The 23,339-nt window shown below is 68.4% G+C and carries 17 protein-coding genes, 1 tRNA gene and 4 pseudogenes; 9 read left to right on the top strand and 13 right to left on the bottom strand.

The window, feature by feature from the left end:
* Positions 1–2 precede the first annotated feature (2 nt).
* Positions 3–152 (top strand): hypothetical protein, encoded by a 150-nt coding sequence (locus G4Q83_RS07165; RefSeq protein WP_158255038.1) that lies wholly within the window; start codon positions 3–5, stop codon positions 150–152.
* Positions 153–342: 190 nt separating this feature from the next.
* Here G4Q83_RS07165 and G4Q83_RS07160 read toward each other — a convergent pair.
* A pseudogene (locus G4Q83_RS07160) lies at positions 343–1,085 on the bottom strand (IS5 family transposase); the annotation flags it as partial.
* A 349-nt stretch (positions 1,086–1,434) separates the two neighbouring features.
* Between G4Q83_RS07160 and G4Q83_RS23145 the strand changes: the two are divergent.
* A pseudogene (locus G4Q83_RS23145) lies at positions 1,435–2,580 on the top strand (ISL3 family transposase).
* A gap of 103 nt (positions 2,581–2,683) precedes the next feature.
* Here G4Q83_RS23145 and G4Q83_RS07150 read toward each other — a convergent pair.
* From G4Q83_RS07150 to G4Q83_RS23140, 10 genes and pseudogenes are all read right to left on the bottom strand, one after another.
* Positions 2,684–2,760, bottom strand: a tRNA-Pro gene (locus tag G4Q83_RS07150).
* An 82-nt stretch (positions 2,761–2,842) separates the two neighbouring features.
* The gene (locus G4Q83_RS07145) at positions 2,843–3,199 is read right to left on the bottom strand and encodes a MerR family transcriptional regulator (protein WP_009597860.1); all 357 of its coding nucleotides are present in this window, start codon (positions 3,197–3,199) and stop codon (positions 2,843–2,845) included.
* A complete protein-coding gene (locus G4Q83_RS07140) occupies positions 3,180–3,479 on the bottom strand; it encodes an integration host factor subunit alpha (RefSeq protein WP_128421685.1) in 300 nt (99 codons plus the stop codon). The genes G4Q83_RS07145 and G4Q83_RS07140 overlap by 20 nt, the downstream gene beginning before the upstream one ends.
* 21 nt (positions 3,480–3,500) lie before the next feature.
* Complete coding sequence (gene pheT, locus G4Q83_RS07135) at positions 3,501–5,879, bottom strand: phenylalanine--tRNA ligase subunit beta (protein WP_128421686.1); 2,379 nt, start codon at positions 5,877–5,879, stop codon at positions 3,501–3,503.
* Between the two features lie 117 nt (positions 5,880–5,996).
* On the bottom strand, positions 5,997–7,007 hold the full coding sequence (pheS, locus tag G4Q83_RS07130; RefSeq protein ID WP_128421687.1) for a phenylalanine--tRNA ligase subunit alpha: 1,011 nt from the start codon (positions 7,005–7,007) through the stop codon (positions 5,997–5,999).
* A gap of 186 nt (positions 7,008–7,193) precedes the next feature.
* Entirely contained in the window at positions 7,194–7,553 is a 360-nt protein-coding gene (rplT, locus tag G4Q83_RS07125; RefSeq protein WP_128421688.1) for a 50S ribosomal protein L20, read from the bottom strand.
* Between the two features lie 10 nt (positions 7,554–7,563).
* Positions 7,564–7,761 carry a 50S ribosomal protein L35 gene (rpmI, locus tag G4Q83_RS07120; protein ID WP_010342861.1) on the bottom strand — a complete coding sequence of 66 codons (198 nt, stop codon included), beginning with the start codon at positions 7,759–7,761 and terminating at the stop codon, positions 7,564–7,566.
* A 397-nt stretch (positions 7,762–8,158) separates the two neighbouring features.
* Positions 8,159–8,698 carry a translation initiation factor IF-3 gene (infC, locus tag G4Q83_RS07115; RefSeq protein ID WP_128421689.1) on the bottom strand — a complete coding sequence of 180 codons (540 nt, stop codon included), beginning with the start codon at positions 8,696–8,698 and terminating at the stop codon, positions 8,159–8,161.
* Between the two features lie 48 nt (positions 8,699–8,746).
* The gene (thrS, locus tag G4Q83_RS07110; RefSeq protein WP_128421690.1) at positions 8,747–10,651 is read right to left on the bottom strand and encodes a threonine--tRNA ligase; all 1,905 of its coding nucleotides are present in this window, start codon (positions 10,649–10,651) and stop codon (positions 8,747–8,749) included.
* Between the two features lie 271 nt (positions 10,652–10,922).
* Positions 10,923–11,657, bottom strand: a pseudogene (locus tag G4Q83_RS23140) (IS3 family transposase); the annotation flags it as partial.
* On the opposite strand from G4Q83_RS23140, the pseudogene G4Q83_RS07100 reads away from it, so the two are divergent.
* A pseudogene (locus G4Q83_RS07100) lies at positions 11,634–11,813 on the top strand (IS481 family transposase); the annotation flags it as partial. The pseudogenes G4Q83_RS23140 and G4Q83_RS07100 overlap by 24 nt on opposite strands.
* On the opposite strand, the gene G4Q83_RS07095 reads toward G4Q83_RS07100, so the two are convergent.
* Entirely contained in the window at positions 11,814–14,252 is a 2,439-nt protein-coding gene (locus G4Q83_RS07095) for a TonB-dependent receptor plug domain-containing protein (RefSeq protein WP_128420750.1), read from the bottom strand.
* 233 nt (positions 14,253–14,485) lie between these two features.
* Here G4Q83_RS07095 and G4Q83_RS07090 point away from each other — a divergent pair, with 233 nt between their 5' ends.
* The 5 genes from G4Q83_RS07090 to G4Q83_RS07070 all read left to right on the top strand — a co-directional run bounded on the left by G4Q83_RS07090 (position 14,486) and on the right by G4Q83_RS07070 (position 19,377).
* Complete coding sequence (locus tag G4Q83_RS07090) at positions 14,486–14,965, top strand: DUF3574 domain-containing protein (RefSeq protein WP_128420751.1); 480 nt, start codon at positions 14,486–14,488, stop codon at positions 14,963–14,965.
* 89 nt (positions 14,966–15,054) lie between these two features.
* Positions 15,055–15,474, top strand: a complete 420-nt coding sequence (locus G4Q83_RS07085; RefSeq protein WP_170069174.1) for a GNAT family N-acetyltransferase — start codon at positions 15,055–15,057, stop codon at positions 15,472–15,474.
* 106 nt (positions 15,475–15,580) lie between these two features.
* Positions 15,581–17,179: a hypothetical protein gene (locus tag G4Q83_RS07080; RefSeq protein WP_128420765.1), complete on the top strand. Its 1,599-nt coding sequence runs from the start codon at positions 15,581–15,583 to the stop codon at positions 17,177–17,179.
* A 589-nt stretch (positions 17,180–17,768) separates the two neighbouring features.
* Positions 17,769–18,686, top strand: coding sequence for a hypothetical protein (locus G4Q83_RS23135; RefSeq protein WP_246432311.1), 918 nt, complete (start codon positions 17,769–17,771; stop codon positions 18,684–18,686).
* On the top strand, positions 18,580–19,377 hold the full coding sequence (locus G4Q83_RS07070; protein ID WP_246432310.1) for a DUF3014 domain-containing protein: 798 nt from the start codon (positions 18,580–18,582) through the stop codon (positions 19,375–19,377). The genes G4Q83_RS23135 and G4Q83_RS07070 overlap by 107 nt, the downstream gene beginning before the upstream one ends.
* Before the next feature lie 208 nt (positions 19,378–19,585).
* Here the strand turns inward: G4Q83_RS07070 and G4Q83_RS07065 are convergent, their stop codons facing one another.
* On the bottom strand, positions 19,586–20,290 hold the full coding sequence (locus tag G4Q83_RS07065; RefSeq protein ID WP_128420753.1) for a glutathione S-transferase: 705 nt from the start codon (positions 20,288–20,290) through the stop codon (positions 19,586–19,588).
* 238 nt (positions 20,291–20,528) lie between these two features.
* On the opposite strand from G4Q83_RS07065, the gene clpB reads away from it, so the two are divergent.
* Complete coding sequence (gene clpB, locus G4Q83_RS07060) at positions 20,529–23,144, top strand: ATP-dependent chaperone ClpB (protein ID WP_128420754.1); 2,616 nt, start codon at positions 20,529–20,531, stop codon at positions 23,142–23,144.
* Positions 23,145–23,339 lie beyond the last annotated feature (195 nt).

Below are 23,339 nucleotides of genomic sequence, written 5' to 3'. Positions count from 1 at the left end.
CCATGCAACGCGTTACCCGTCGTCGATATACCGATGACTTCAAGGCCCAAACCGTAGCCCTGGCCAAGTCGATCGGCCTGGCCAAGATGGAAAGCGAGCTGGCCGGCTGCGGACAGAAGACACCACGCTCAAGATGGAGCGCGATATCCTAAAAAACAATCACGGGCTTTGGTCCGCCTGTGAGCGTGAGAGTGGTGACGCTGTCTCATCAGCGATCCCGGTTAGGGAAGGTCTGAACAACAGGACCTGAGGCGGAGGAATGCAGCATCATGCCTACAATTCGGTTTCGGACCACCGGATGTCGCGCCGTTTCCGACCCATTCCCGGGTGTTCCCCGGGTGACAGGCGCAACTCTCCCACCACCGGCAGCAACTGCGTTCGCTTCCACCACAGGTTCGACAGCGCAAACAGCGTCAGCACCTGCGCCGTGTTCTTGGCCAGGCCGCGATAGCGCACCTTGACGTAGCCGAACTGGCGCTTGATCACCCGGAACGGATGCTCCACCTTCGCCCTCAGGCGAGCCTTGGTCTGTTCCCAGCGCTCGGCCCGCTTCAATTGGCGTTTGTTCCTGATCTGCTTCGGCTTCGAGGGCTTCTCGGCGATCAGCTAGCGCAGCTTGCGCTTGGCGGCCATCTCCTCGCGTTTGGCCAGCCCGGTGTAGCCGCTGTCCCCGCACACCGTGTCTTCCTTGCCGTGCAGCAGCTTGTGCGCCTGGGTGATTCAGCCACATTGGCCGCTGTGCATTCCACGTGGTGTATCAGGCCGGACTCCTCGTCCACGCCAATGTGCGCCTTCATCCCGAAGGAGGACTGGTTGCCCTGCTTGGTCTGGTGCATCTCCGGATCGCGTTCGCCATCCTGGTTCTTGGTCGAACGGGGCGCGGCAATGATCGTGGCGTCCACGATCGTGCCACCGCGCCAGCTCTGGCCCTTGCGCGACAGGTGCGCATGAATCCGGTTGAACAGCGTGCGCGCCAGATCGTGCGTCTCCAGCAACCGGTGGAAGTTGAGGATCGTGGTCTCGTCCGGCACATCATCCAGGCCGCCGATCTTCGCGAAACGGCGCATCGACACCGTGTCGTACGGCGCCGCAGGGTCACGATCCGAGCCTTCGGATCGCCGAACACACCTCGCCGCGTGGCCAGCGCCACAAAGCCGGGGAAGCAGAACAGATCGCGCAGGGTGCGGCCGGTCTTCATGCGTTCACCCAGGTCGGCAAGTCAGGGCAGGATCCGCCCTGCGGCACAGCGCAGAAAAGCGCTTGTTTCCAAGGACCAAGGCAAGTTCAACCCGGCAAAAGCACCCCTATGAATCCGCGATGAGCCTAAAAAAAAGGTTCATCGCCCAACTGAGTGGAGAGGCGCACGGCCGACCGGTCGGACTTGCTGTTGTCCAGGCAACCCACTGAAGGTCGGCCGCGGCCGAGCAGGATTGTATGTCCCGGCTGGGCGGCTGGGAGGGGTGCGGTGTCCGCAAGCGGCGGCATGCGTCCCGTGGGCAGCAGCGTTGGGGGGTGATCGACCTGGAGCCGGCGCCGGGTGCGCAACGGCACTGCATGGGCTGCGGGCAGACGGTGACAGCGATTGATGGCCGCACGATGCGGCGCATCGGCGAGTTGCCGGTATTCGGCGATCCGGTGGAGTTGCATGTGCCGTGTCTGCGCCTGGCTTGTCCGAGGGGCGGCCCCCGGCGGCAGCGGCTGGACTGGCTGGATCGGCATGGCCGGGCGACACGACGGCTGGCCGAGAGCGTGGCGCGGCCATGCGCGGCGACCTCGGTACTGCACGCCGCCCGTTGGCATGGGATCGACTGGAAGACGGCCAAGACAATCGCTTTCAGGACCCTGGAGCGCACGCTGGGGCCGCTGGAGCTGGACGGGGTACGCGCGATCGCGATGGACCAGTTCGCGGTGCACAAGGGCCATCGCTACGCCACCGTCGTGGTGGACGTGGAGCGCAAGCCGGTGCTGTGGGTGGGACGGGGCCGCCCACGGGTCCAGGTCAGAGCCTTCTTCGAACTGCTCGGCCCCCAGCGCTGTGCCGACATCCAGGCGGTGGCGATGGACATGAACGCCGCCTAGGACCTGGAAGTGCGCCAGCACCGCCCAAACGCGCGCGTGGTCTACGACCTGTTCCATGTCATCGCCGAAGACGGCCGCGAGGTCATCGGCCGGGGGCGGGTGGATGCGGCCAACCCCCTGCGCCACGACAAGCCGGCGCGCAAGGCGGTCGAGCGTGCGCACTGGCTCCTGTTGCGCAATCGGGCCAACCTGGCCGAGTCCGAACGGATCCAGCTGAGCGAGGTGCTGCAAGCCAACCAGACGTTGATGACGGTCTACGCGATGAAGGAACAACGCAAGGCGCTGTGGAATGCAGGTACGGCCCGGGCCTGGCGCCGTGCCTGGAGGCAGTGGCGACGCCACGCCCGGGAGAGTGCGATCCCGGCCCTGATGCACTTCGCCAGGTGCCTGCGGCCCGACTGGCGCGGCATCCTCCGTCGGGTACGCTGGCCGAGGCACACCGGCTTGCTCGAAGGCATCCACAACAAGATCAAGGTCATCAAGCCCATCGCCTACGGCTAACGCGATGACGCCCACTTCTTCCTCAAGATCGCGCTGCCTTCCACGCAGTTGGGAGATGAACCAACGAAAAGGCCCATGTCGCTGACATGGGCCTTCTTGAAGATGGTCGGGGTAGCCGGATTCGAACCGACGACCACTAGTCCCCCAGACTAGTGCGCTACCAGGCTGCGCTATACCCCGGTAAAAACGTCCGCCTCGTGGCGAGGCTGGCAAGTATAGCCGGTTCGACGCTGCCATTCCTAGCCGATTTCGCCAGTGGCGCTCAACGCCGCAGCAACTGCAGCACTTCTTCCAGTTCCTGCCGCACCTGCTTGATGATCTGGTTACTCAGCGCCGACTCCTGGCGGGCGCCCTCGCCTTCCAGGCGCAGGCGCGCGCCGCCGATCGTATAGCCCTGTTCGTACAGTAGGCTGCGGATCTGCCGCACCATCAGCACGTCGTGGCGCTGGTAGTAGCGCCGGTTGCCGCGGCGCTTGACCGGTTCCAGGCTAGGGAATTCGGTCTCCCAGTAGCGCAGTACGTGCGGCTTGACGTCGCACAGCTCGCTGACCTCACCGATGGTGAAGTAGCGCTTGGCCGGAATCGGCGGAAGTTCACGGTTACTGCCCGGGTCCAGCATAAGCCTCCACTCGCTCCTTGAGCTTCTGTCCCGGTCGGAAAGTCACCACCGTCCGCGCCGAGATCGGGATTTCTTCGCCGGTCTTGGGATTGCGACCAGGCCGTTGGTTCTTGCGACGCAGATCGAAGTTGCCGAAGCCGGACAGCTTCACCTGCCGGCCCTGTTTCAGCGCATCGCGCAGCACATCGAAGAAAGCATCGACGAATTCCTTGGCCTCGCGCTTGTTCAGCCCGACTTCGTCGAACAACCGTTCGGCCATTTCCGCTTTGGTCAACGCCATTGCCCTGCTATCCCCTACATCTCAGCCGCGAATCCGCGCATCGTGTTCGCGCGCCAACGCCGCCACTGCATCGGCGACCACTGCATCCACATCGCGATCCGTCAGAGTGCGCGAGCTGTCCTGCAAAATCAAGCCCATAGCGAGACTCTTGAAACCCGCCTCGACCCCGGGGCCGACATAGCGGTCGAACAGCACCACCTCGCGCAGCAGCGGCCCAACCGCACCGCGCACGCTGTGCGCCAGCGCCGCCCAGGCCACCACCTCCGGCACCAGGAAGGCCAAGTCGCGGCGCACCGACGGGAACCGCGACAGCGCGGCGGCGCGCGGCAACGCGCGCGCGGCCAGCGGTGCCAGATCCAACTCGAAACCCAGCATATCCGCGTCGATCTGCAGCGCCTGCAACAGCCGCGGGTGCAGTTGGCCGATCCAGCCGATCAGCGCGCCGTCGCGGTACACGTCGGCCGACCGGGTCGGGTGCGCGAAAGGGCGCGCCGACGGACGGTATTCCAGGCGTGCGCCAGCGGCGCTGGCCAGCGCCTCCAGGTCGCCCTTGAGGTCGTGGAAATCGACCTTGCGCGCCGGCAGGCCCCACTGCAGTGCGTCGGCATCGCCGCACACCGCCACGGCCACGCGCTGCGTCTCCGACGGCGCGGCGCCGGCGGCCGGCGCGGCCGCGAAGACCTTGCCCAGTTCGAACAGGCGCACGCGGCCGGCCTGGCGCGCGACGTTGCGGCCCAGCGCCGCGGCCAGGCCCGGCAACAGCGACGGGCGCATCACCGCCAGTTCGGCGCTGAGCGGATTGGCCAGCGCCACGCGTCCGGCATCCAGGCCCCACTGGTCCAGCAGGGCCGCATCGACGAAGGCGTAGTTGATGGTTTCCAGCATCGCGCGCGCGACCAGTTGGCGGCGCACGCTCACTTCGTCCAACTGCGTTTCGCTGCCCATGGCGATGCGCGAGGCGCCGCCCGGCAGCGTGGTCGGCAGCCGGTCGTAGCCGTGGATGCGCGCCAGTTCCTCAATCAGGTCCTCTTCCAGGGCGATGTCGAAGCGGCGGCTCGGCGCGGTGACCTGCCAGCCAGTGGCGGCCGCGGCGACCTCCATGCCCAGCGCGCGCAGGATGCGCTCGACCTCGGCATCGGCGATCTCGATGCCGAGCACGCGTACGATGCGCGCGCGGCGCAGCGCGATCGGCGCCGGCGCCGGCAGGTGCTCGAGCAACTCAGCCTCGACCACCGGGCCGGCGCGGCCGCCGGCCAACTCCAGCACCAGCCGCGTCGCCAGTTCCAGCGCCGGCCGCGGCAGCGCCGGATCCACGCCGCGCTCGAAGCGATGGCCGGCATCGGTATGCAGGCCGAGCTTGCGGCCGCGGCCCATGATCGCGGCCGGCGCGAAATGCGCGGCCTCCAGGAACACATGCCGGGTCGTATCGGTGACGCGGGTGTCGTGGCCGCCCATCAATCCGGCCAGGGCGACCACGCGGTCGCCGTCGGTGACGGCCAGGAAGTCGTCGTCGAGCGCCGCGTTGCGGCCATCGAGCAGCGTCAGCGTCTCGCCGGCGCGCGCGCGGCGCACGCCGACCGGGCCGCGCAGCGTGTCCAGGTCGAAGGCATGCATCGGCTGACCCAGCTCCAGCATCACGTACTGGGTGATGTCGACCAGCAGCGATACCGGGCGCACGCCGCTGCGACGCAGGCGCTCGGCCATCCACAACGGCGTCTTCGCCGCCGGGTCGAGATCCTCGACGACGCGGCCGCAATAGCGCGGCGCGGCGCGGCCGGCCTGCAGCCGCACCTCCAGCCGGCGCGCGCTGGCGACGGCGACCGGCGCGGCCGCGAACGGCAGCACGTCGCTGCCGCAGGCCGCCGCCACGTCGTAGGCGATGCCGCGCACGCCGAAGCAGTCGGCGCGGTTCGGGGTCAGCTTGATCTCGATGCTGGCGTCGGGCAGGCCCAGGTACTCGGCCAGCGCCTGCCCGGTCGGCGCGTCGTCGGGCAGTTCGAACAGACCCGACACGTCGCTGTCCAGGCCCAGTTCCTTGGCCGAGCACAACATGCCGTTGGACTCGACGCCGCGCAGCTTGGCCGCCTTGATCGCGATACCGCCGACCTGCGCACCGACCAGCGCCAGCGGCGCGACCAGCCCGGCGCGCGCGTTCGGCGCGCCGCAGACGATCTGCAGCAATTCCCCCTGCCCGGCATCGACCTGGCAAACCTGCAACCGGTCAGCCTGCGGATGCGGCGCCGCGGCGACGATGCGTGCCACCACCACCTGCTGCAGCGACTCGCCGAGCGGCGTGAGCTGCTCGACCTCCAGGCCGATGGCGGTCAGGGTCGCGGCCAACTCGTCGCGCGAGGCCTGGGTGGGAACGTGGCTGCGCAGCCAGTTTTCAGAGAATTTCATGGTTTTTCCGGGACTCGGGACTCGGGACTCGGGACTCGGATGCCAGAACTCGCGAACAGGCGGAACGCCGAAGCTTCCACGAGTCCCGAGTCCCGGATCCCGAGTCCCGAACGGAACTCAAGCGAACTGGCGCAAGAACCGCACGTCGTTGTCGAAGAACGCGCGCAGGTCGTTGACGCCGTAGCGCAGCATCGCGAAACGCTCCACACCCATGCCGAAGGCGAAGCCGGTGTAGCGTTCCGGATCGATGCCGACGCTGCGCAGCACGTTCGGATGCACCATGCCGCAGCCGAGCACTTCCAGCCAGCGGGTGCTGCCGTCGGACTGCTGCCAGGCGATGTCCACCTCCGCGCCGGGTTCGACGAACGGGAAGTAGCTGGGGCGCAAGCGCATTTCGAAATCGCGCTCGAAGAACGCGCGCACGAACTCGGACAAGGTGCCCTTGAGGTCGGCGAAGGTGGAATGCTCGTCGACCAGCAGGCCTTCGACCTGGTGGAACATCGGCGAATGGGTCTGGTCGCTGTCGCTGCGGTAGACCTTGCCGGCGGCGATCATGCGCAGCGGCGGCGCATGCTCGAGCATGTAGCGCACCTGCACCCCGGAGGTGTGCGTGCGCAGCAAGCGGCGGCCGTCGCCGCGGTCGTCGGCGAGGTAGAAGGTGTCGTGCATCGCCCGCGCCGGATGGTGCAGGGGAAAGTTCAGCGCCTCGAAGTTGTGCCAGTCGTCCTCGATCTCCGGGCCGTCGGACAGCTCGTAGCCCAACCGCGCGAAGATCTCGGTGATGCGCTCCAGCGTGCGCGTGACCGGATGCAGTCCACCGCGCTCGCCGCGCCGGCCCGGCAGGGTCACGTCGATGCGCTCGGCGGCCAGGCGTGCGTCCAGCGCCGCGCGCTCCAGCAGCGCGCGGCGTTCGGCCAGCGCCGCGCAGACCGCATCGCGCGCACGGTTGATCGCCTCGCCGGCGAGCTTGCGCTGCTCGGGCGGCAACGCGCCGAGCTGTTTCATCTGCACGGTGATGCTGCCGCTCTTGCCCAGCAGCGCGACGCGCAACCGCTCCAGCGCCTCCGGACTCTGCGCCGCGGCGATGTCCGCCAGCGCCTGCACGCTCAGGGATTGGATCTCACTCATTGCACTCGCGCCTCACTTCAGCCGATCACCCGGTCCGGATCCCGCGACAGGATCGATCCCGCAATCGGGATGCCCAGAACGCAAAAAGGGGAAGGACTCGCGCCCTTCCCCTGCATGTCTGCTCTTTCCCTGCTGTTGTTCAACAGTCCGCGCATGGATGTGCGGGCCGTTGCAGAGGGACCTGCATTATGCCGCCAGCGCGCCCTTTGCCTTCTCAGCCAAGGCGGCAAAGCCCTGCGCGTCGTGCACGGCGATGTCCGCCAGCACCTTGCGGTCCAGGGTGATGCCGGCCTTGAGCAGGCCGTTCATGAAACGGCTGTAGCTCAGGCCGTTGATGCGGGCCGCCGCGTTGATGCGGGTGATCCACAGCGAACGGAAATTGCGCTTCTTCTGCTTACGGCCGATGTAGGCGTACTGCTGCGCCTTGATCACCGCCTGCTTGGCGACGCGGAAGACCTTGCGGCGGGCATTGTAGTAGCCCTTGGCCAGGTTCAGAACTTTCTTGTGCCGGCGGCGCGCCTGGACGCCACGTTTTACTCGAGCCATGGTTCAGTCCTCAGAGGTAAGGAAGCATACGGTCAAGACGGCCTGCGTCCTCGGCACGAACATGGTTCGTCTGCCGCAGGTTGCGCTTTCGCTTGGTCGCTTTCTTGGTGAGGATGTGGCTACGGTTGGCGTGGCCGGCCTTGTACTTGCCGGAGGCGGTCTTGCGGAACCGCTTGGCCGCCGCCCGGTTGGTCTTGATCTTGGGCATTGCAATGTCCTTGAGGGTGTTTTGTCACTGGTCAGGGCGGTGGCGGCGCCACGCTTTCCATCCGTGCCCGTACCGGCTTGTAAGCCCTTGATCCTCGAAGGATCCGGGCGGGTCCTGTTGCCGCGCGAACGGCAAACCCGGCGAACCGGGCCGCGCATTATGCCAGGGCTTGGAATGCCTTGCAAATCATGCATTTCGATCCCGCCGGACAGACGATGGCGTCGAGACTCGGGACTCGGGACTCGGGACTCGGGACTCGAAAAAGGCTGCGCGATCGGCAGCCACGCCTCAAGCGCAGCGATCCAGACGCCGATAGGGGAACGCGAAGTCACCAGCAGGCGCCCGGGGCGGCCGCGCGCCCGCACATGGACGGCCGCGCGATCCTGACTTGCTGCGGTCAGCGCTTCTTCGGCGCGATCATCATCACCATCTGCCGGCCTTCCAGGCGCGGACGCGATTCGATGACGATGTCTTCGCCGAGGTCGGCCTCGATCCGGGACGCCATTTCGCGACCGAGCTCCTGGTGGCTCATCTCGCGGCCACGGAAGCGGATGTTGACCTTGACCTTGTCGCCCTCTTCGAGGAAACGGCGCATGTTGCGCAGCTTGATCTGGTAATCGCCCTCGTCCGTGACCGGACGGAACTTGATTTCCTTGATCTCGACCTGCTTGGTCTTCTTCTTGGCCTCGTTCGCCTTCTTCTGCTGCTCGAACTTGAACTTGCCGAAGTCCATGATCTTGCAGACCGGCGGATCGGCCTGCGGCTGGATCTCGACCAGGTCGAGCCCATCCTCTTCGGCCAGCGCCAGCGCTTCGTCGCGGGTCAACACGCCGACCATCTCGCCGTCCGCGCCGATCACGCGGACGCGCGGGACGCGGATCTCTTGGTTCTTGCGGTTCTGTTTGTTGTCAGGGGTACTGATGTTGCAATCTCCCAGGGGAATCGGACCGACGCGGACGGAGGCTCCGCCCGCATCGGGGTTGTCTTACGCCAGCTGCTCGGCGAGCAACCGTTCGGCGAAGGCGGCAACCGACATGGTTCCCAGATCCTCCCCCGATCGCGTACGTACTGCAATGGCGCCGTTTTCCTTCTCGCGGTCGCCCGCTACCAGCAGGTAAGGCACCCGCTGCAGCGTGTGTTCGCGAATCTTATAGCCGATTTTTTCGTTCCGCAAATCAGCCTGGATGCGGAACCCTTGATTTGCAAGGAGTTTCCGCACGCCGTCCACATAGCCGGCCTGGGCATCGGTGATGTTCATCAGCATCGCCTGCACCGGCGCCAGCCAAGCGGGGAACGCACCGGCATGGTGCTCGATCAGAATCCCGATGAAACGCTCCATCGAACCGACGATGGCCCGGTGCAGCATGACCGGATGCTGTTTCTGGCTGTGCTCGTCCACATACTCGGCGCCGAGGCGGCCGGGCATCATGAAATCCACTTGCATCGTGCCCAGCTGCCAGGTACGGCCGATCGCGTCCTTCAGGTGGTACTCGATCTTGGGACCGTAGAACGCGCCCTCGCCCGGCAACTCCTGCCATTCCACGCCACAAGCGCCGAGCGCGGCGCGCAGCGCGGCCTCGGCCTTGTCCCAGGTCGCATCTTCGCCCAGGCGCTTTTCCGGGCGCAGCGCGATCTTGATCTGGATGTCGTCGAAACCGAAGTCGGCATACACCTTCAGCGCCTGCTGGTGGAACGCGGTGACCTCGGCCTCGATCTGCTGTTCGGTGCAGAAGATGTGGCCGTCGTCCTGGGTGAAGCCGCGCACGCGCAGGATGCCGTGCAGCGCACCGGACGGCTCGTTGCGGTGGCAGGCGCCGAACTCGCCGTAGCGGACCGGCAGGTCGCGGTAGCTGTGCAGGCCCTGGTTGAACACCTGCACGTGGCCGGGGCAGTTCATCGGCTTGACCGCGTAGGTGCGTTTCTCCGACTCGGTGAAGAACATGTTGTCCTGGTAGTTGTCCCAATGGCCGGACTTCTGCCACAGCGACACGTCCAGGATCTGCGGGCAGCGCACCTCGCCGTAGCCGCTGTCGCGGTACACCTTGCGCATGTACTGCTCCACCACCTGCCAGATCGACCAGCCCTTGGGATGCCAGAACACCAGGCCCGGGCCCTCTTCCTGCAGGTGGAACAGGCCCTGCTGCCTGCCGATCTTGCGGTGGTCGCGCTTGTCCGCCTCCTCCATGCGCAGGATGTAGGCATCCAGATGCTTCTTGTCGGCCCAGGCGGTACCGTAGATGCGCTGCAGCTGCTCGTTCTTGGCGTCGCCGCGCCAGTAGGCGCCGGAGATGCGGGTCAGCTTGAACGCCTTGAGGAAGCGCGTATTGGGCACGTGCGGGCCGCGGCACATGTCCACGTACTCCTGGTGGTAGTACAGGCCCATCGCGGTGACGTCGTCGGGCATGTCCTTGATCAGGCGCAGCTTGTAGTCCTCGCCGCGGGCCTTGAACACCTCGATCGCCTCGGCGCGCGGGGTCACCTTCTTGACCACGTCGTAGTCCTGCGCGATCAGCTGGCCCATGCGCGCCTCGATCGCCGCCATGTCCTCGGGGGTGAACGGGCGCTCGCTGTAGATATCGTAATAGAAGCCCTCGGCGATGACCGGGCCGATCACCATCTTGACCTCGGGATACAGCTGCTTGACCGCATGGCCGACCAGATGCGCGCAGGAATGGCGGATGATCTCCACGCCCTCCTCGTCCTTGGCGGTGATCAGGCGCAGCGTGGCGTCGTGGTCGATGATGTCGCTGGCATCGGCCAGGCGGCCGTCGATCTGGCCGGCGATGGTCGCCTTGGCCAGGCCCGGGCCGATGGACCGGGCCACGTCAATGGGGCTGACGGGGTGTTCGAATTCGCGGCGGCTGCCGTCGGGGAGCGTGATCGTGATCATGGGATTCGGCAAGGAAAGGAGCGGTGCGGATCGGGCGTCTCCCGCCTTGCGCCGCAAGCCGGCGGCGCAAGGCACGGGATACAAAGAAGGCGCCACAAGGACGCCTGCTCGGACAGCCTTGGGCGAGGTTTCATGCTGGGGCGAAGGTAGTGCTCATGTCGCACGCTCGGCCGGCGTCGCCGCGGGCCACCCGAAGTTCCGCATCGATGATGGTCGGAATGGTAAACCAATTTGAACCGCCCCGACTTTCTTGGAGGCCGTTTGGTTTGAGTCAGGCCGCCTTGGCCTGAGCGGCTTGCTGCCGAGGGTAAGCGCTTGGGCTTCCGCTGGCCGGACGTGCCCGATCGGCCCCAGCCGTGGTTTGTGGTTGAACCCGTGCACCCAGTCCAGCGTGGCCAGCTCCACCTGTTCGCGCTTGCGCCACGATCGGCGGTGGATCCCCTCGGCCTTGTACAGGCCATCGATCGTCTCGGCCAGCGCGGTGTGCCCCAAGGGCAGGCTTCGCGCTCATAGCAATCGCTCACGCGGCCCACCGACGGCTCGATCCGCCTCGGTCGGCCGCTCGCTGTCGCGGATGCTCACAGACTGCGAACCGCGGTCGCAGGGGTGGATCAGTACGCCCTCCCGCTGCCGCGCGTGCAGCGCCTGTTCCAGGGCGTCGAGCGCGAGGTCCGTGGTCATCGAGCCCGACGCCTGCCAGCCCACGATCCGCCGCGCGGACACGTCGAGCGCCAACGCCACGGACACCCTGCCCTGCCACGTCGAGACCTAGGTGAAGTCGCTCACCCACAGCGCGGTCGGCCGGTCGGCCTGGAACTGCCGGTTCCCCCGGTCCAGCGGACACGGCGGCGCCTTCGCTGTGCGTGGTCTTCACTGGCTTGCCACCGACCACGCCACGCAGGCCCAGCCGGCGCATCCGCCGCGCCACCGTGCACCGCGCCATCTGCCGGCCTTCCCGCAGCAACTGCTTCCATACCTTGCGCACGACGATCACGCGCAGTTGCGCCAGCACCTAGCCGACTTCATCGATGCCTACACCTTCGGCCGCAGGCGCAAGACCCTGAAGGGGCTGACGCCGTACGAATTCATTCGCAAACAGTGGACATCCGAACCCGGCCGGTTCAAGGTCGCCCCGATCCATCCAATGCCGGGACTGAACAGCCTAGAAAGCCAACCGCACCCGCCCGTAGTAGTAAGCGCCATTGCTGCCGATCGGCGACAGCACGTCGTAGGGCAGGTTGCCAAAATAGGAGATGTCGCTGTTGGAGCGGTCGGAGTAGTTGTCGGTAAGGTTCTGCCCGCCCAGCGCCACGCTCCACTGCGCGGTAAGGTGGTACTCGACCTCGGCGTCGAGCTGCCACTCGGCGCCGTAGGTCTGCCGCGGCACGTAGCCGTCGCCGAAGTCGAACACGCGGGTGGCGCTGCCGTAGCGGCTGAGGCGGGTCTGCAGCGCCCAGCGGTCGTTGCTCCAGTTCGCCGCGAACTGGGCGCGGGTGCGCGGTGCGGCGTCGGTCAGGGTGTTGCGCTCCTCCGCGCCGAACAGCACGTAGTCCGGGTTCAGCGCCAGCAGCTGCGCCGGCGTGGCGACCAGGTTCTTCAGCTCGGTCTTGGCGTAGCTCCAGGTGCCGGTCAGCTGCAGCTGGCCGTCGCCCAGCCCCTGCCGCCAGTTGCCGACCAGTTCGGCGCCGCGGGTGCGGGTGTCGGCGGCGTTGACGAAGAAGCTGGCGCTCTGCAGGCCGGTGACGCCGAAGTTCTGCGCCACGAACGCGGTCAGCGCGTCGCCGCTGATGTCCTCCGACAGCGCGATGCGGTCGTCGATGTCGATCTGGAACAGGTCCAGCGACAGGTCGAAGTGCGCGCCGACGCGGCTGGTGAAGCCGAGGCTGTAGTTGACCGACTTCTCCGGCTTCAGGTCGCGTGCGCCCAGCGCCTGCGCGATCGGGTTGTTGACCGACAGCAACCGGCCCTGCAGCAGCTGGCCGGAGGCGTCGTAGCCGGTGGAGGTGGCTTGGTAGCCGATCTGGCTCAGCGACGGCGCATGGAAGTTGTTGGAGATCGCGCCGCGCAGCGCGAACGCCGGCACGAATTCGTAGCGCGCGGCCAGCTTGCCGGTCAGCTCGCCGCCGAAGTCCTGGTAGTGCTCGTAGCGCGCGGCCAGGTCGGTGGAGAACGTGTCGCCGAACTGGCTGGACAGGCTGGTGTAGACGCTGGCGACGTTGCGCGACAGGTCGGCCGCGTCCTGCGGGGTCAGCCCGCCGCCGGCCTGGGCGCCGGTGGGACGGTCGGTGTAGGCGCCGGCGGCGTAGCTGGCGGGGTCGCCGGGACGGGTGCGGTAGTGCTCGCGGCGGAACTCCACGCCGCTGCCGACGGTGTGGGTGGCGCCGGCGGCGTCGAAGCTGCGGCTCAGGTCCAGGTTGGCCACGCTCTGCGCGAAGGCGTAGTCGCCGGTCTTGAAGCGGGTCGGGCTGTCCGGGCCGAGCGAGGCGTTGAGCGAGTTTTTCAGCCGGTAGGTGAAGTCGTTGCGGCCGTAGTCCAGGCTGGCGTCGTACGCCCAGTCGCCCCACTGCCCGCGCGCGCCGGCCACGCCCTGCTGGTCGCGGTTCTCGCCCAGCGACACCGGGCGGTAGCCGTTCGGGTAAACCTGTGTCCAGTTGGCGTCGCTGTCGGGATAGCGGAAGTAGTTGGCGCCCTGCGTGTCGCGCTGGTTGTAGGTGCCGAAGAAGTAGAACTCGCTGGCCTGGCCGAACGGCAGCTTGCCGTTGATCCAGGCGTTGAGGTCCTTGCTGGCGCCGTCGCCGAGCACGTAGTTGCGCTTGCCGGCCAGGGCCAGGTTGGCCGGGGTCTGCGCCTCGAAGGACGGGATCTGGTCGTAGCCGGCGCGATTGGTGCCCTCGCGGTTCTTCAGCTCCAGGCCGACCTTGAAGAAGCCGCCGTCCTCGCCGAGGCCGGTGCCGACCTTGGCGCTGGCGTAGCTGGTCCGGCCGTCGGTGAGGGTGCGGTCGATCGGCTTCACGTCGGTGTGGTTGGCGCCGAAGCTGGCTTCCAGCGCGCCGCTGTCCGGATCGTCGTCGAGGATCACGTTGATCACCCCGGCCACCGCGTCCGAGCCGTATTGCGCGCCGGCGCCGTCGCGCAGCACTTCGATGCGCTTGATCGCGCTGATCGGGATCGCATTGAAGTCCACCGGGGTGGTGCCCTTGCCGATCTTGCTGTCGGTGTTGACCAGCGCCGAGGTGTGGCGGCGCTTGCCGTTGACCAGCACCAGCACCTGGTCGGGCGAGAGCCCGCGCAGCTGCGCGGCACGGATGTGGTCGGCGCCGCCGGAGTTGGACTGGCGCGGGAAGTTGAACGACGGCAGCAGCGCCTGCAGCGCGCTGCCCAGCTCGCCGTTGACCACGCCGGCCTTGCGGATGTCCTCGGCGCTGAGCACGTCGACCGGGGCGGTGGACTCGAGCACGGTGCGGCCGCTGGCGCGGGTGCCGGTGACGATCACCGTGTCCAGGTTGGTCGCGGTGCCGGGATCGGCTTGCTGCGCCAGGGCGGGGGCCGACAGGGCCAGGGCGATGGCCAGGCTCAGCGGCTTGGCGAACGGGTACGACATGGGGGCTCTCTCCTGCAGTGGCGCAACGCCCGGCTGCAGCGGTGGTCCGTGCCGCGCAGGCGGAATGCATTTCGGGTACATCCATCCGGATGAAGCGAGATCTTACCGTTAACGCGGCCGTGGGCCGCCCGGTCCGCCGCGTTCGGCATGGGCTGATGCCCTACGCTTATCGGGCGCGCGCTGCCGCGGTCGCCTACCATCCCGTCCTTCCGTTCCACTTCCGAGACCTGCCGATGCTGCTGCGTGCCCCCGTGCTTGCCGTGTTCCTGGCCCTGACCGCCTGCGCCGGCGTGGCGTCGTCCGCTTCCACCGCGCCGGCCACCGTCGGCGCCGCGCTGCAGGGCGATGCCGCGCGGCCGGCGCAGGCCAGCGGCTGGGTGCGCAGCGAGCTGTATTTCGGGGTCGGCGAGGAGAGCGGTCCGGCTGATCGGCCACAGGCCGAGCCGATCAGCGAGGCGCAATGGCGCGCGTTCCTGGACAAGCAGGTCACGCCGCGTTTCCCCGACGGCCTGACCGTGTTCGACGCCTACGGGCAGTGGCTGTTCCGCGGCGCCAAGGAGCCGAACCGGCTCAACACCAAGGTGCTGGTGATCCTGCACGAGGACACGCCGCAGCGCCGCGCCGACATCGAGGCGATCCGGCTGGCGTGGAAGCAGGCGACCGGGCACCAGTCGGTGCTGTGGTCGCGGCAGCCGGTGGAGGTGTCGTTTTGACGGCGGGACCGGGGACCGGGGACTCGGGACCCGGAAAGGCAGGAGCAGCGACGTTCGCGATCGGCCAGGATGATCTTTCCGGCGAGGCGGTGCGTGCGCTGCTGGAGTACCACCTGCAGCAGATGCATGCGCAGTCGCCGCCGGGCAGCGTCCATGCGCTGGACCTGTCCGGACTGCAACGCGCGAACGTGACCGTGTGGAGCGTCTGGCGCGGCGATGCGCTAGCCGCAGTCGGCGCGTTGCGCGTGCTGGACGATGGCGGCGGCGAGCTGAAGTCGATGCGGACCCATCCGCACTTCCTGCGCCAGGGCGCGGCTGCGGCCCTGCTGGAGCACATCGTGGCCGCCGCGCGCGCCGCGGGCCTGCGCCGGCTGAGCCTGGAGACCGGCAGCGGCCCGGCGTTCGACGCGGCACTGGCCTTGTACCGGCGCCGCGGCTTCCGCGATGGACCGGCGTTCGCCGACTACGTGCCGACCACGTTCAACCAGTTCCTGCATCTGCAACTGTAGCCGCGGCGCGGATGCGCAGGCCGGGATGCTGCATCCCTGCCTGCGCGCCAATCCGGCCGCGCTGCTTCCATTACCATCCATCGACCCCCACGCCGCCATCGCCCGCATGCCCAGCACCGCTCCTCCTTCGTCGCGCCCGCGCTGGTTCGTTGCCGGCGACCTCAACGGCTTCTTCGGCCTGGTGCTCGACAACCTGTCGATCCTCGGCTTCATCAGCGCGGCCCTGATCGGCCTGTTCCAGTTCCCGGCCGAGGTCATCTACACGCGGATGATCCCCGGCACCGCGTTCGGCGTGCTGATCGGCAATCTGCTGTACACGTGGATGGCGCGCCGGCTGGCCGCGCGCAGCGGGCGCAGCGACGTCACCGCGATGCCGCTGGGCCTGGACGCGCCGACCAGCATCGGCATGGCGCTGCTGGTGCTCGGCCCGGCGTTCGTGCGCTACAAGCAGCAGGGCCTGGACCCGCAGGCCGCGGCGCTCGCCACCTGGCACCTGGGCATGGCCGCGCTGGTGGTGATGGGCGCGCTGAAGACCATGCTGTCGTTCTTCGGCGACGCGGTCGCCCGCGCCTTGCCGCGCGCGGCGCTGCTCGGCTCGATCGCCGGCATCGCGCTGGTGCTGATGGGCTTTTTGCCGTTGCTGGAGACGCTGCGCTCGCCGCTGGTCGGCCTGGTCGTGCTGGGCCTGCTGCTGTACGTGCTGATCGCCAAGGGCCGGTTGCCGTACGGCGTGCCCGGGGTGCCGCTGGCGCTGGTGCTCGGCACCGGCCTGTACTACTGGTCCAATGCCGCCGGTTTCGGCATCCCCGGCGCCCAGGCGCCGCAATGGGTGGCGCCGCAGCTGGTGCTGCCGTGGCCGAGCCTGAGCTTCGTCGCCGGCCTGGCCGACGCGGTGCCGCTGTTGCCGCTGCTGCTGCCGTTCGGCCTGCTGATGGTGGTCGGCGGCATCAACGTCAGCGAGAGCGCGCGCGCCGCCGGCGACGACTACCGCACCCGCGACATCCTGCTGGTCGAAGCCTGCTCGACGCTGGTCGCCGGCATCTGCGGCGGCGTCGCCCAGACCACGCCCTACATCGGCCAGCCGGCCTACAAGCACATGGGCGCGCGCAGCGGCTACACGCTGCTGACCGGGCTGTTCATCGGCCTGGGCGGCATGCTCGGCCTGGTCGCCGGGCTGGTGCAATGGCTGCCGCTGGCGGTGCTGGCGCCGATCATCGTGTACGTGGCCATCGACATCACCACGCAGGCGTTCCAGGCCACGCCCAAGCGCCATGCCGGCGCGATGGTGCTGGGCTTCCTGCCGTCGGTGGCCTACCTGCTGGCGATCAAGGCGCCGGGCTGGATCCCGCCGGACAAGCTGGCCGCGCTGACCACCACCCTGGACGGCCATGGGCTGCCCGAACTGGCGGTGATCTTCACCCTGGGCAACGGCTTCATCATCACCGCGATGCTGTGGATCGCGGCGGTGGCGGCGATGGTGGACGGGCGTTTGCGCCGCGCCGCGGCGTTCCTGCTGGTGGCGGCCGGATTGACCCTGTTTGGCCTGATCCACTCGGTGGATCCGCGCGGCGGCATCTACCTGCCGTGCACGCTGAGCGGCCTGCCCAAGCTGATCGCCTGGCAATTGGCCGGCGGCTACGTGGCCCTGGCCGCGCTGCTCGGCCTGCTGTCGCTGCAGAAGCCGCGCGCGGTGCTGGTGGACTGACGGCGCAACAATCGGCGCCGGCATCGCGCCGGCGCGCGCGGAGGGCGGAATGGACGAGACCGGCAGCCTGTGCGTGAGCGCGCGTTGGCGCTGGCGTAGACGCCCGCCGCCAGGGCGGTGTCGTTCGACTGCGCCAAGGCGTCCAGTGCGGTCGAGCGACTGTTGTGCACGGACCAGCGATCGGACGCCGCTGGCCCGGCGCTAGGCGGCGCGCGTGGCGGTGGTGCCGGCTGCGCAGCGGCAAAGCGTGCGCAGCGCGCAACACCTGGTTGGCGCAGCGCGACCGCTGCCTGGTCCAGCCCGATCCGGGCGCCTGCCTGAAGCAGGCGGATCGAGGCGCAGGTGCGCGCGCTGGACAGCCGGTTCGCGCCGCAGGCGGCGCGCTTTGATCGCATCGTCGCCGCCATTCCCGCCACGCCGGCCGCGGCGGCGGCGCAATTGCGCGACTACGACGGCGGCCTGGCCTCGGCCTGGCTGGTGTACCTGCATCGCTTCGTTGTCGGCGGCCGAGGTCGGCGCGCCCGAAGCGCGTGCCCGGCTTGCGTCTGCGAGCGCCGCGCTGCGCCGGCAAGACTCGGTGTCCGCCGGGATGCCCGACGTCGCCGAGCCGGCCAGCCGACAGGACGAAGAAGCGCGCGATCTGAGCCTGCTGCGGCTGTGGATCGAGCGCAGCGGCTACACGGAGCACGCCGCCAAGCCGCCGAATCCGCGTCCCTACGTGCATTGCTTCGTATTCGCTCAGCAGGGCGAGGCGGCCTACGACGCCATGGGGCCGCTGTACGGTTCCAGTCGCGATCTTTCCGCACCGATTTGCCGGCCGTTGCCCGGCCTGTTCGATCAACCCGCATGGGAGCAATTGCACCAGGCGTTCCGCAGCCTAGTGGAGCGCGTGTCCGACGATGCCGGCACGATGCGCTATGCGGATTTCGCCGGATGGCGGCGGCTGTCGTTGCAGGCCGCGGTGTCGCCGCTGTTGTTGCTGAAGCAGCCCAAGGGCGCCGAGCCGCCGGGCGATCCGACGGCCGCCATCGCGGCTTGGCACGACGCGAGCCTGTGGCCGGACGCCGATCGCAAGGCGGCATTGGCCGCCTTGCAGCCGGCGCGCGAGGTCACCGCGCGTTGGATGATCGAACACACGTCCATGCCGGCGGCGCAGGCCGAGCACGTAGCCGCCGCTCTCGTCGCGAAGTGGGTCGAGGCGCGTATCGCCTTCGGCAAGGGACCCGAAGGCTGGCGTCGCTTGCTCGAGGCGCGGCGCAGCGCCAGCGCGCAGAGGCTGAACGCTGGCCGTCCCGCATTGGAACCGGCGATGGCCGTGGCGGTCGCACCTGCCACTGTTCAACGGAGAACCGGACGCCATGCAGCCGCGTCATTCGTTCTGGCCCTGGATCCTGGTCGCTGTGCTGGTGATCGCTGCCGCGTCGTGGCTGTTCTGCGACAACCTGAGCGCGCTGCTGCGCAGTGCCGAGCCTGCACCGACCATGGTGGCGCCGGCATCTGTTTCTAGCGCGGCGCCGCCCGCGCCCGCGGCGGCACCGGCCGCGTCGCCGCCGCCGATCCAGCATCCGATCGATCCTGCCGCCGCGGCCGATGCGGCGATCCCCGCGCTGGCCGACAGCGACACGGCGGCGCGGGCCGAACTGGCGACGCTGGCAGGCAGCGAGGCACCGCTGACGCTGTTGATCGGCGACCATCCGATCCAGCGCGCGGTGACGATGATCGACAACCTGCCGCAGCGCCGCAGCGCCGCGCGCACCCTGGCATTGAAACCGGTCCCCGGGCAACTGCAGGTCGCCACCGATGCGGCCGGCGCCAGCACCATCGCCGAGGCCAACGCGCAGCGCTACGCCCCGTACGTGCAGGCCTTCACCCAGGCCGATGCCGGCGCCATGGTGGCCGTTTACCGGCGCTTCTATCCCTTGTTCCAGCAGGCGTACGTGGAACTGGGCTATCCCCGGGGCTGCTTCAACGACCGCCTGGTGCAGGTGATCGACCATCTGCTGCAGGCGCCGCGGCCGCGGCCGCCGTCGCCGCCGGCCGTGGTCGCCGATGCGCGCACCGGCAAGTACCGCTTCGTCGATCCGGCCCTGGAGTCGCTGTCGGTCGGGCAGAAGGCGCTGCTGCGTCTGCGACCGGCGCAGGCCGAGGCGGTGCGCAAGCAGTTGCAGGCGATCCGTGCGGTGTTGATCCGGCCCTGAGGGCCACCACCTCGGCTGGCTTCGGTACCGTCGTTGTGGGCCGTCTTGCGCAGCGTTGCAGGGCGCATGGAGGAGCGACTTCAGTCGCGACGGGCATTACCTGCAAAGCCCGTCGCGACTGAAGTCGCTCCCACAGGAGGCATCATGCTGCTGCTTGGCCCGAACGCGGACCCCGCGATCCTCCATCTAGACCGCGTGCCGCCACGCATCACCCATCCAGCTCCGGATAACGCCGGAAAATCCCGTTGTCGTTGAACGGCAGGCGTCGCGCCGAGGCCAGGTAGGCCGCGACGCCGGGACGTTCGGACACGCGCTGCTGCAGGGTGCGCAGCTGCGGCAGCTTCGGCGAGAGTTTCTTCATCGCGTTGGGGAAGGCGTAGTCCAGCCCGCTCATCAGCTGGAACAGCGACAGGTCCACGTAGGAGTGCTCGCGCACCGCATGGCGCCCCCCGCCCTGGCCCAGCACCTGCTCGAAGTAGCCCAGGAACTTCGGCAGCCGCTGCGTGCGCAGATCCTCGGCGCGGCGCCGCGCTTCGGGCTTCTGGTCTTCGTAGTACAGCGCGCTGGCGACGGGATGGTGGCTGTCGTGGATCTCGGTCACCAGATCGGCGATGGTCAGCTGCAACTGCAGCGCTTGTGTGCGCCGCGACTCGCCGTCCGGCACCAGCCCCAGCGGCGGGCCCAGGTAATGCAGGATGTTGGCGACCTGCGCGATCACCAGCCGTCCGGCCTTCAGGAACGGCGGCGCGAACGGCCGCGCACCCGGCTGCGCGCCGTCGAGGAAGGGCTGCATGGCCGCGTCGCCTTCCTCGCGGGCCACGTCGCGGTAGGCCGCGCCGGCATCCTCCAGCGCCAGCCGCACGAACTCGCCGCGGCCCTGGATGCCGGTCCAGTAATAGAGGTCGTAGCGCATGGCGGTTCCTGTGCGGGAAGGTTCGCAAGCGCCAGGGTAGGCGCTGCACAGGTAGCGGCGTGTGACCAGGCCGCGACCGCTGCGGGGGCGCGGCGTGGCGGCGTGGCCGCTCCGCGGGGTACGTCGCGGACCCGGTGGCTGCGGATACAGCGGGCGCTGCGGCCTTGAAACACGCCGCCCCAACCGCATCTGACTAGCATGCCGGCGCGGCCGGCCTCCCTTTCAGAGGAACTTCCCGATGCGGATGGACAAGCTCACCTCGCGTTTCCAGCAGGCGCTGGCCGACGCCCAGTCGCTGGCCGTGGGCCGCGACCACACCATCGTCGAGCCGGTGCACGTGTTTACCGCGCTGCTCGACCAGTCCGGCGGCAGCACCCGGCCGCTGCTGGCGCAGGCCGGCGTCAACGTGCCGGTGCTGCGCGAGCGGCTGGGCGAGGCGCTGGAAAAGTTGCCCAAGGTCAGCGGCCAGCCCGGCAACCTGTCGATCGGCAACGACCTGAGCCGGCTGCTCAACCAGACCGACAAGCTGGCGCAGCAGCACAACGACCAGTTCATCGCCAGCGAGTGGTTCGTGCTGGCCGCGGCCGACGATGCCGGCGCGCTGGGCCTGGCGCTACGCGCCGCCGGCGCCGACAGGAAGAAGATCGAAGCGGCCATCGACAAGCTGCGCGGCGGCGAGACGGTGCAGTCGGAGAATGCCGAGGACCAGCGCCAGGCGCTGGAGAAATACACCATCGACCTCACCGCGCGCGCCGAGAGCGGCAAGCTGGATCCGGTGATCGGCCGCGACGAGGAAATCCGCCGCACCATCCAGGTGCTGCAGCGGCGCACCAAGAACAACCCGGTGCTGATCGGCGAGCCCGGCGTGGGCAAGACCGCCATCGTCGAGGGCCTGGCCCAGCGCATCGTCAACGGCGAGGTGCCCGAAGGCTTGCGCGGCCGGCGCGTGCTGTCGCTGGACATGGGCGCGCTGATCGCCGGCGCCAAGTTCCGCGGCGAGTTCGAGGAGCGGCTCAAGGGCGTGCTCAACGACCTGTCCAAGACCGAAGGCCAGGTCATCCTGTTCATCGACGAACTGCACACCATGGTCGGCGCCGGCAAGGCGGACGGCGCGATGGATGCGGGCAACATGCTCAAGCCGGCGCTGGCGCGCGGCGAGTTGCACTGCATCGGCGCCACCACGCTGGACGAATATCGCAAGTACATCGAGAAGGACGCCGCGCTGGAGCGGCGCTTCCAGAAGGTGTTCGTCGGCGAGCCGACCGTGGAGGACACCATCGCGATCCTGCGCGGACTCAAGGAGCGCTATGCGGTGCACCACGGCGTGGAGATCACCGACCCGGCGATCGTCGCGGCGGCCACGCTGTCCAACCGCTACATCACCGACCGCCAGCTGCCGGACAAGGCCATCGACCTGATGGACGAGGCCGCCAGCCGCATCCGCATGGAGATCGACTCCAAGCCGGAGGAACTGGACCGCCTGGAGCGGCGCCTGATCCAGCTGAAGATCCAGCGCGAGATGCTGAAGAAGGAAAAGGACGAGGCCTCGCGGCAGCGCCTGGCCGACCTGGAAAGCGACATCGGCAAGCTCGAACGCGAGTTCTCCGACCTCGACGAGGTGTGGAAGTCGGAGAAGGCCGCGCTGCAGGGCGCGACCAGGATCAAGGAGCAGATCGAGCAGGCGCGGGTCGAACTGGAGGCGGCACACCGGCGCCAGGACTATGCCAAGATGAGCGAGATCCAGTACGGTCTGCTGCCGAACCTGGAGAAGCAGCTGGCCGCGGCCGGCGAGGCTGAGCATCACGACTTCACGCTGGTGCAGGACCGCGTCACCGCCGAGGAGATCGCCGAGGTGGTGTCGCGCTGGACCGGCATCCCGGTCAATAGGATGCTCGAGGGCGAGCGCGACAAGCTGCTGCGCATGGAGGACGAGCTGCACCGGCGCGTGGTCGGCCAGGAAGAGGCGATCAAGGTGGTGTCGGACGCGGTGCGGCGCTCGCGCGCCGGCCTGTCCGACCCGAACCGGCCCAGCGGCTCGTTCCTGTTCCTTGGCCCCACCGGCGTCGGCAAGACCGAACTGTGCAAGGCGCTGGCCGACTTCCTGTTCGACAGCAGCGACGCGATGATCCGCATCGACATGAGCGAGTTCATGGAGAAGCATTCGGTGGCGCGGCTGATCGGCGCGCCCCCGGGCTACGTCGGCTACGAGGAAGGCGGCTATCTCACCGAGGCGGTGCGGCGCCGGCCGTATTCGCTGATCCTGCTCGACGAGGTGGAGAAGGCGCACAGCGACGTGTTCAACATCCTGCTGCAGGTGCTCGACGACGGCCGCCTCACCGACGGCCAGGGCCGCACCGTGGACTTCCGCAACACCGTCATCGTGATGACCTCCAACCTGGGCTCGCACCAGATCCAGGAACTGAGCGGCGACAGCGTGCCTGGACCGGACGGCAAGCCGTCCGGTGGGCCGGAGGCCTACACGCAGATGCGAGCAGTGGTGATGGGCGTGGTGCAGGCGCATTTCCGCCCGGAATTCGTCAACCGGCTGGACGACATCGTGGTGTTCCACCCGCTGGACAAGGCGCAGATCAAGTCGATCGCGCGCATCCAGATGAGCGGCCTAGAAAAGCGCCTGGCCGAGCGCGGCTTGAAGATCGAACTCGGCGACCACGCGCTGGAGCTGCTCGGCAACGTCGGCTTCGATCCGGTCTATGGCGCGCGGCCGCTGAAGCGCGCGATCCAGTCGCAGCTGGAGAACCCGCTGGCGCAGCAGATCCTGTCCGGGCAGTTCCTCGGCGGCGACACCATCAAGGTCGGCGCCGAAGGCGGGCACCTCACGTTCGAGAAGACCTGAAGCGCGTCGAGGCGCCGGTTGGATCCGTTGTCGGATCGGTGGGCGGCGCCGGCGCACCGGCGCCGGCTTTCCGCCAAGTGGCGGTGCGTGGCGGCTATTTCGATCATGAACTGCGCGGAAGCGCTGTCGGCATGCGTGGTGCCCGCAGCATGTCGCCGATGCTGCGCATCGCAGCTGCCTGGTCGGCTCCCTTGC

It is taken from the genome of Xanthomonas theicola (assembly GCF_014236795.1).
GTDB classification, from domain to species: domain Bacteria; phylum Pseudomonadota; class Gammaproteobacteria; order Xanthomonadales; family Xanthomonadaceae; genus Xanthomonas_A; species Xanthomonas_A theicola.
The sequence above is the reverse complement of the archived record's forward strand: the minus strand, read 5'-3'. Positions and strand labels throughout refer to the sequence as shown.

Coding starts and splice junctions, on each gene's coding strand:
- clpB (WP_128420754.1), top strand. CDS start 20,529: ATGCGGATGGACAAGCTCACCTCGCGTTTCCAGCAGGCGCTGGCCGAC.
- rpmI (WP_010342861.1), bottom strand. CDS start 7,761: ATGCCCAAGATCAAGACCAACCGGGCGGCGGCCAAGCGGTTCCGCAAG.
- G4Q83_RS07145 (WP_009597860.1), bottom strand. CDS start 3,199: ATGCTGGACCCGGGCAGTAACCGTGAACTTCCGCCGATTCCGGCCAAG.
- G4Q83_RS07080 (WP_128420765.1), top strand. CDS start 15,581: ATGCCCAGCACCGCTCCTCCTTCGTCGCGCCCGCGCTGGTTCGTTGCC.
- G4Q83_RS07095 (WP_128420750.1), bottom strand. CDS start 14,252: ATGTCGTACCCGTTCGCCAAGCCGCTGAGCCTGGCCATCGCCCTGGCC.
- rplT (WP_128421688.1), bottom strand. CDS start 7,553: ATGGCTCGAGTAAAACGTGGCGTCCAGGCGCGCCGCCGGCACAAGAAA.
- G4Q83_RS23135 (WP_246432311.1), top strand. CDS start 17,769: ATGCCCGACGTCGCCGAGCCGGCCAGCCGACAGGACGAAGAAGCGCGC.
- pheS (WP_128421687.1), bottom strand. CDS start 7,007: ATGAGTGAGATCCAATCCCTGAGCGTGCAGGCGCTGGCGGACATCGCC.
- G4Q83_RS07090 (WP_128420751.1), top strand. CDS start 14,486: ATGCTGCTGCGTGCCCCCGTGCTTGCCGTGTTCCTGGCCCTGACCGCC.
- G4Q83_RS07140 (WP_128421685.1), bottom strand. CDS start 3,479: ATGGCGTTGACCAAAGCGGAAATGGCCGAACGGTTGTTCGACGAAGTC.
- thrS (WP_128421690.1), bottom strand. CDS start 10,651: ATGATCACGATCACGCTCCCCGACGGCAGCCGCCGCGAATTCGAACAC.
- G4Q83_RS07165 (WP_158255038.1), top strand. CDS start 3: ATGCAACGCGTTACCCGTCGTCGATATACCGATGACTTCAAGGCCCAA.
- G4Q83_RS07065 (WP_128420753.1), bottom strand. CDS start 20,290: ATGCGCTACGACCTCTATTACTGGACCGGCATCCAGGGCCGCGGCGAG.
- pheT (WP_128421686.1), bottom strand. CDS start 5,879: ATGAAATTCTCTGAAAACTGGCTGCGCAGCCACGTTCCCACCCAGGCC.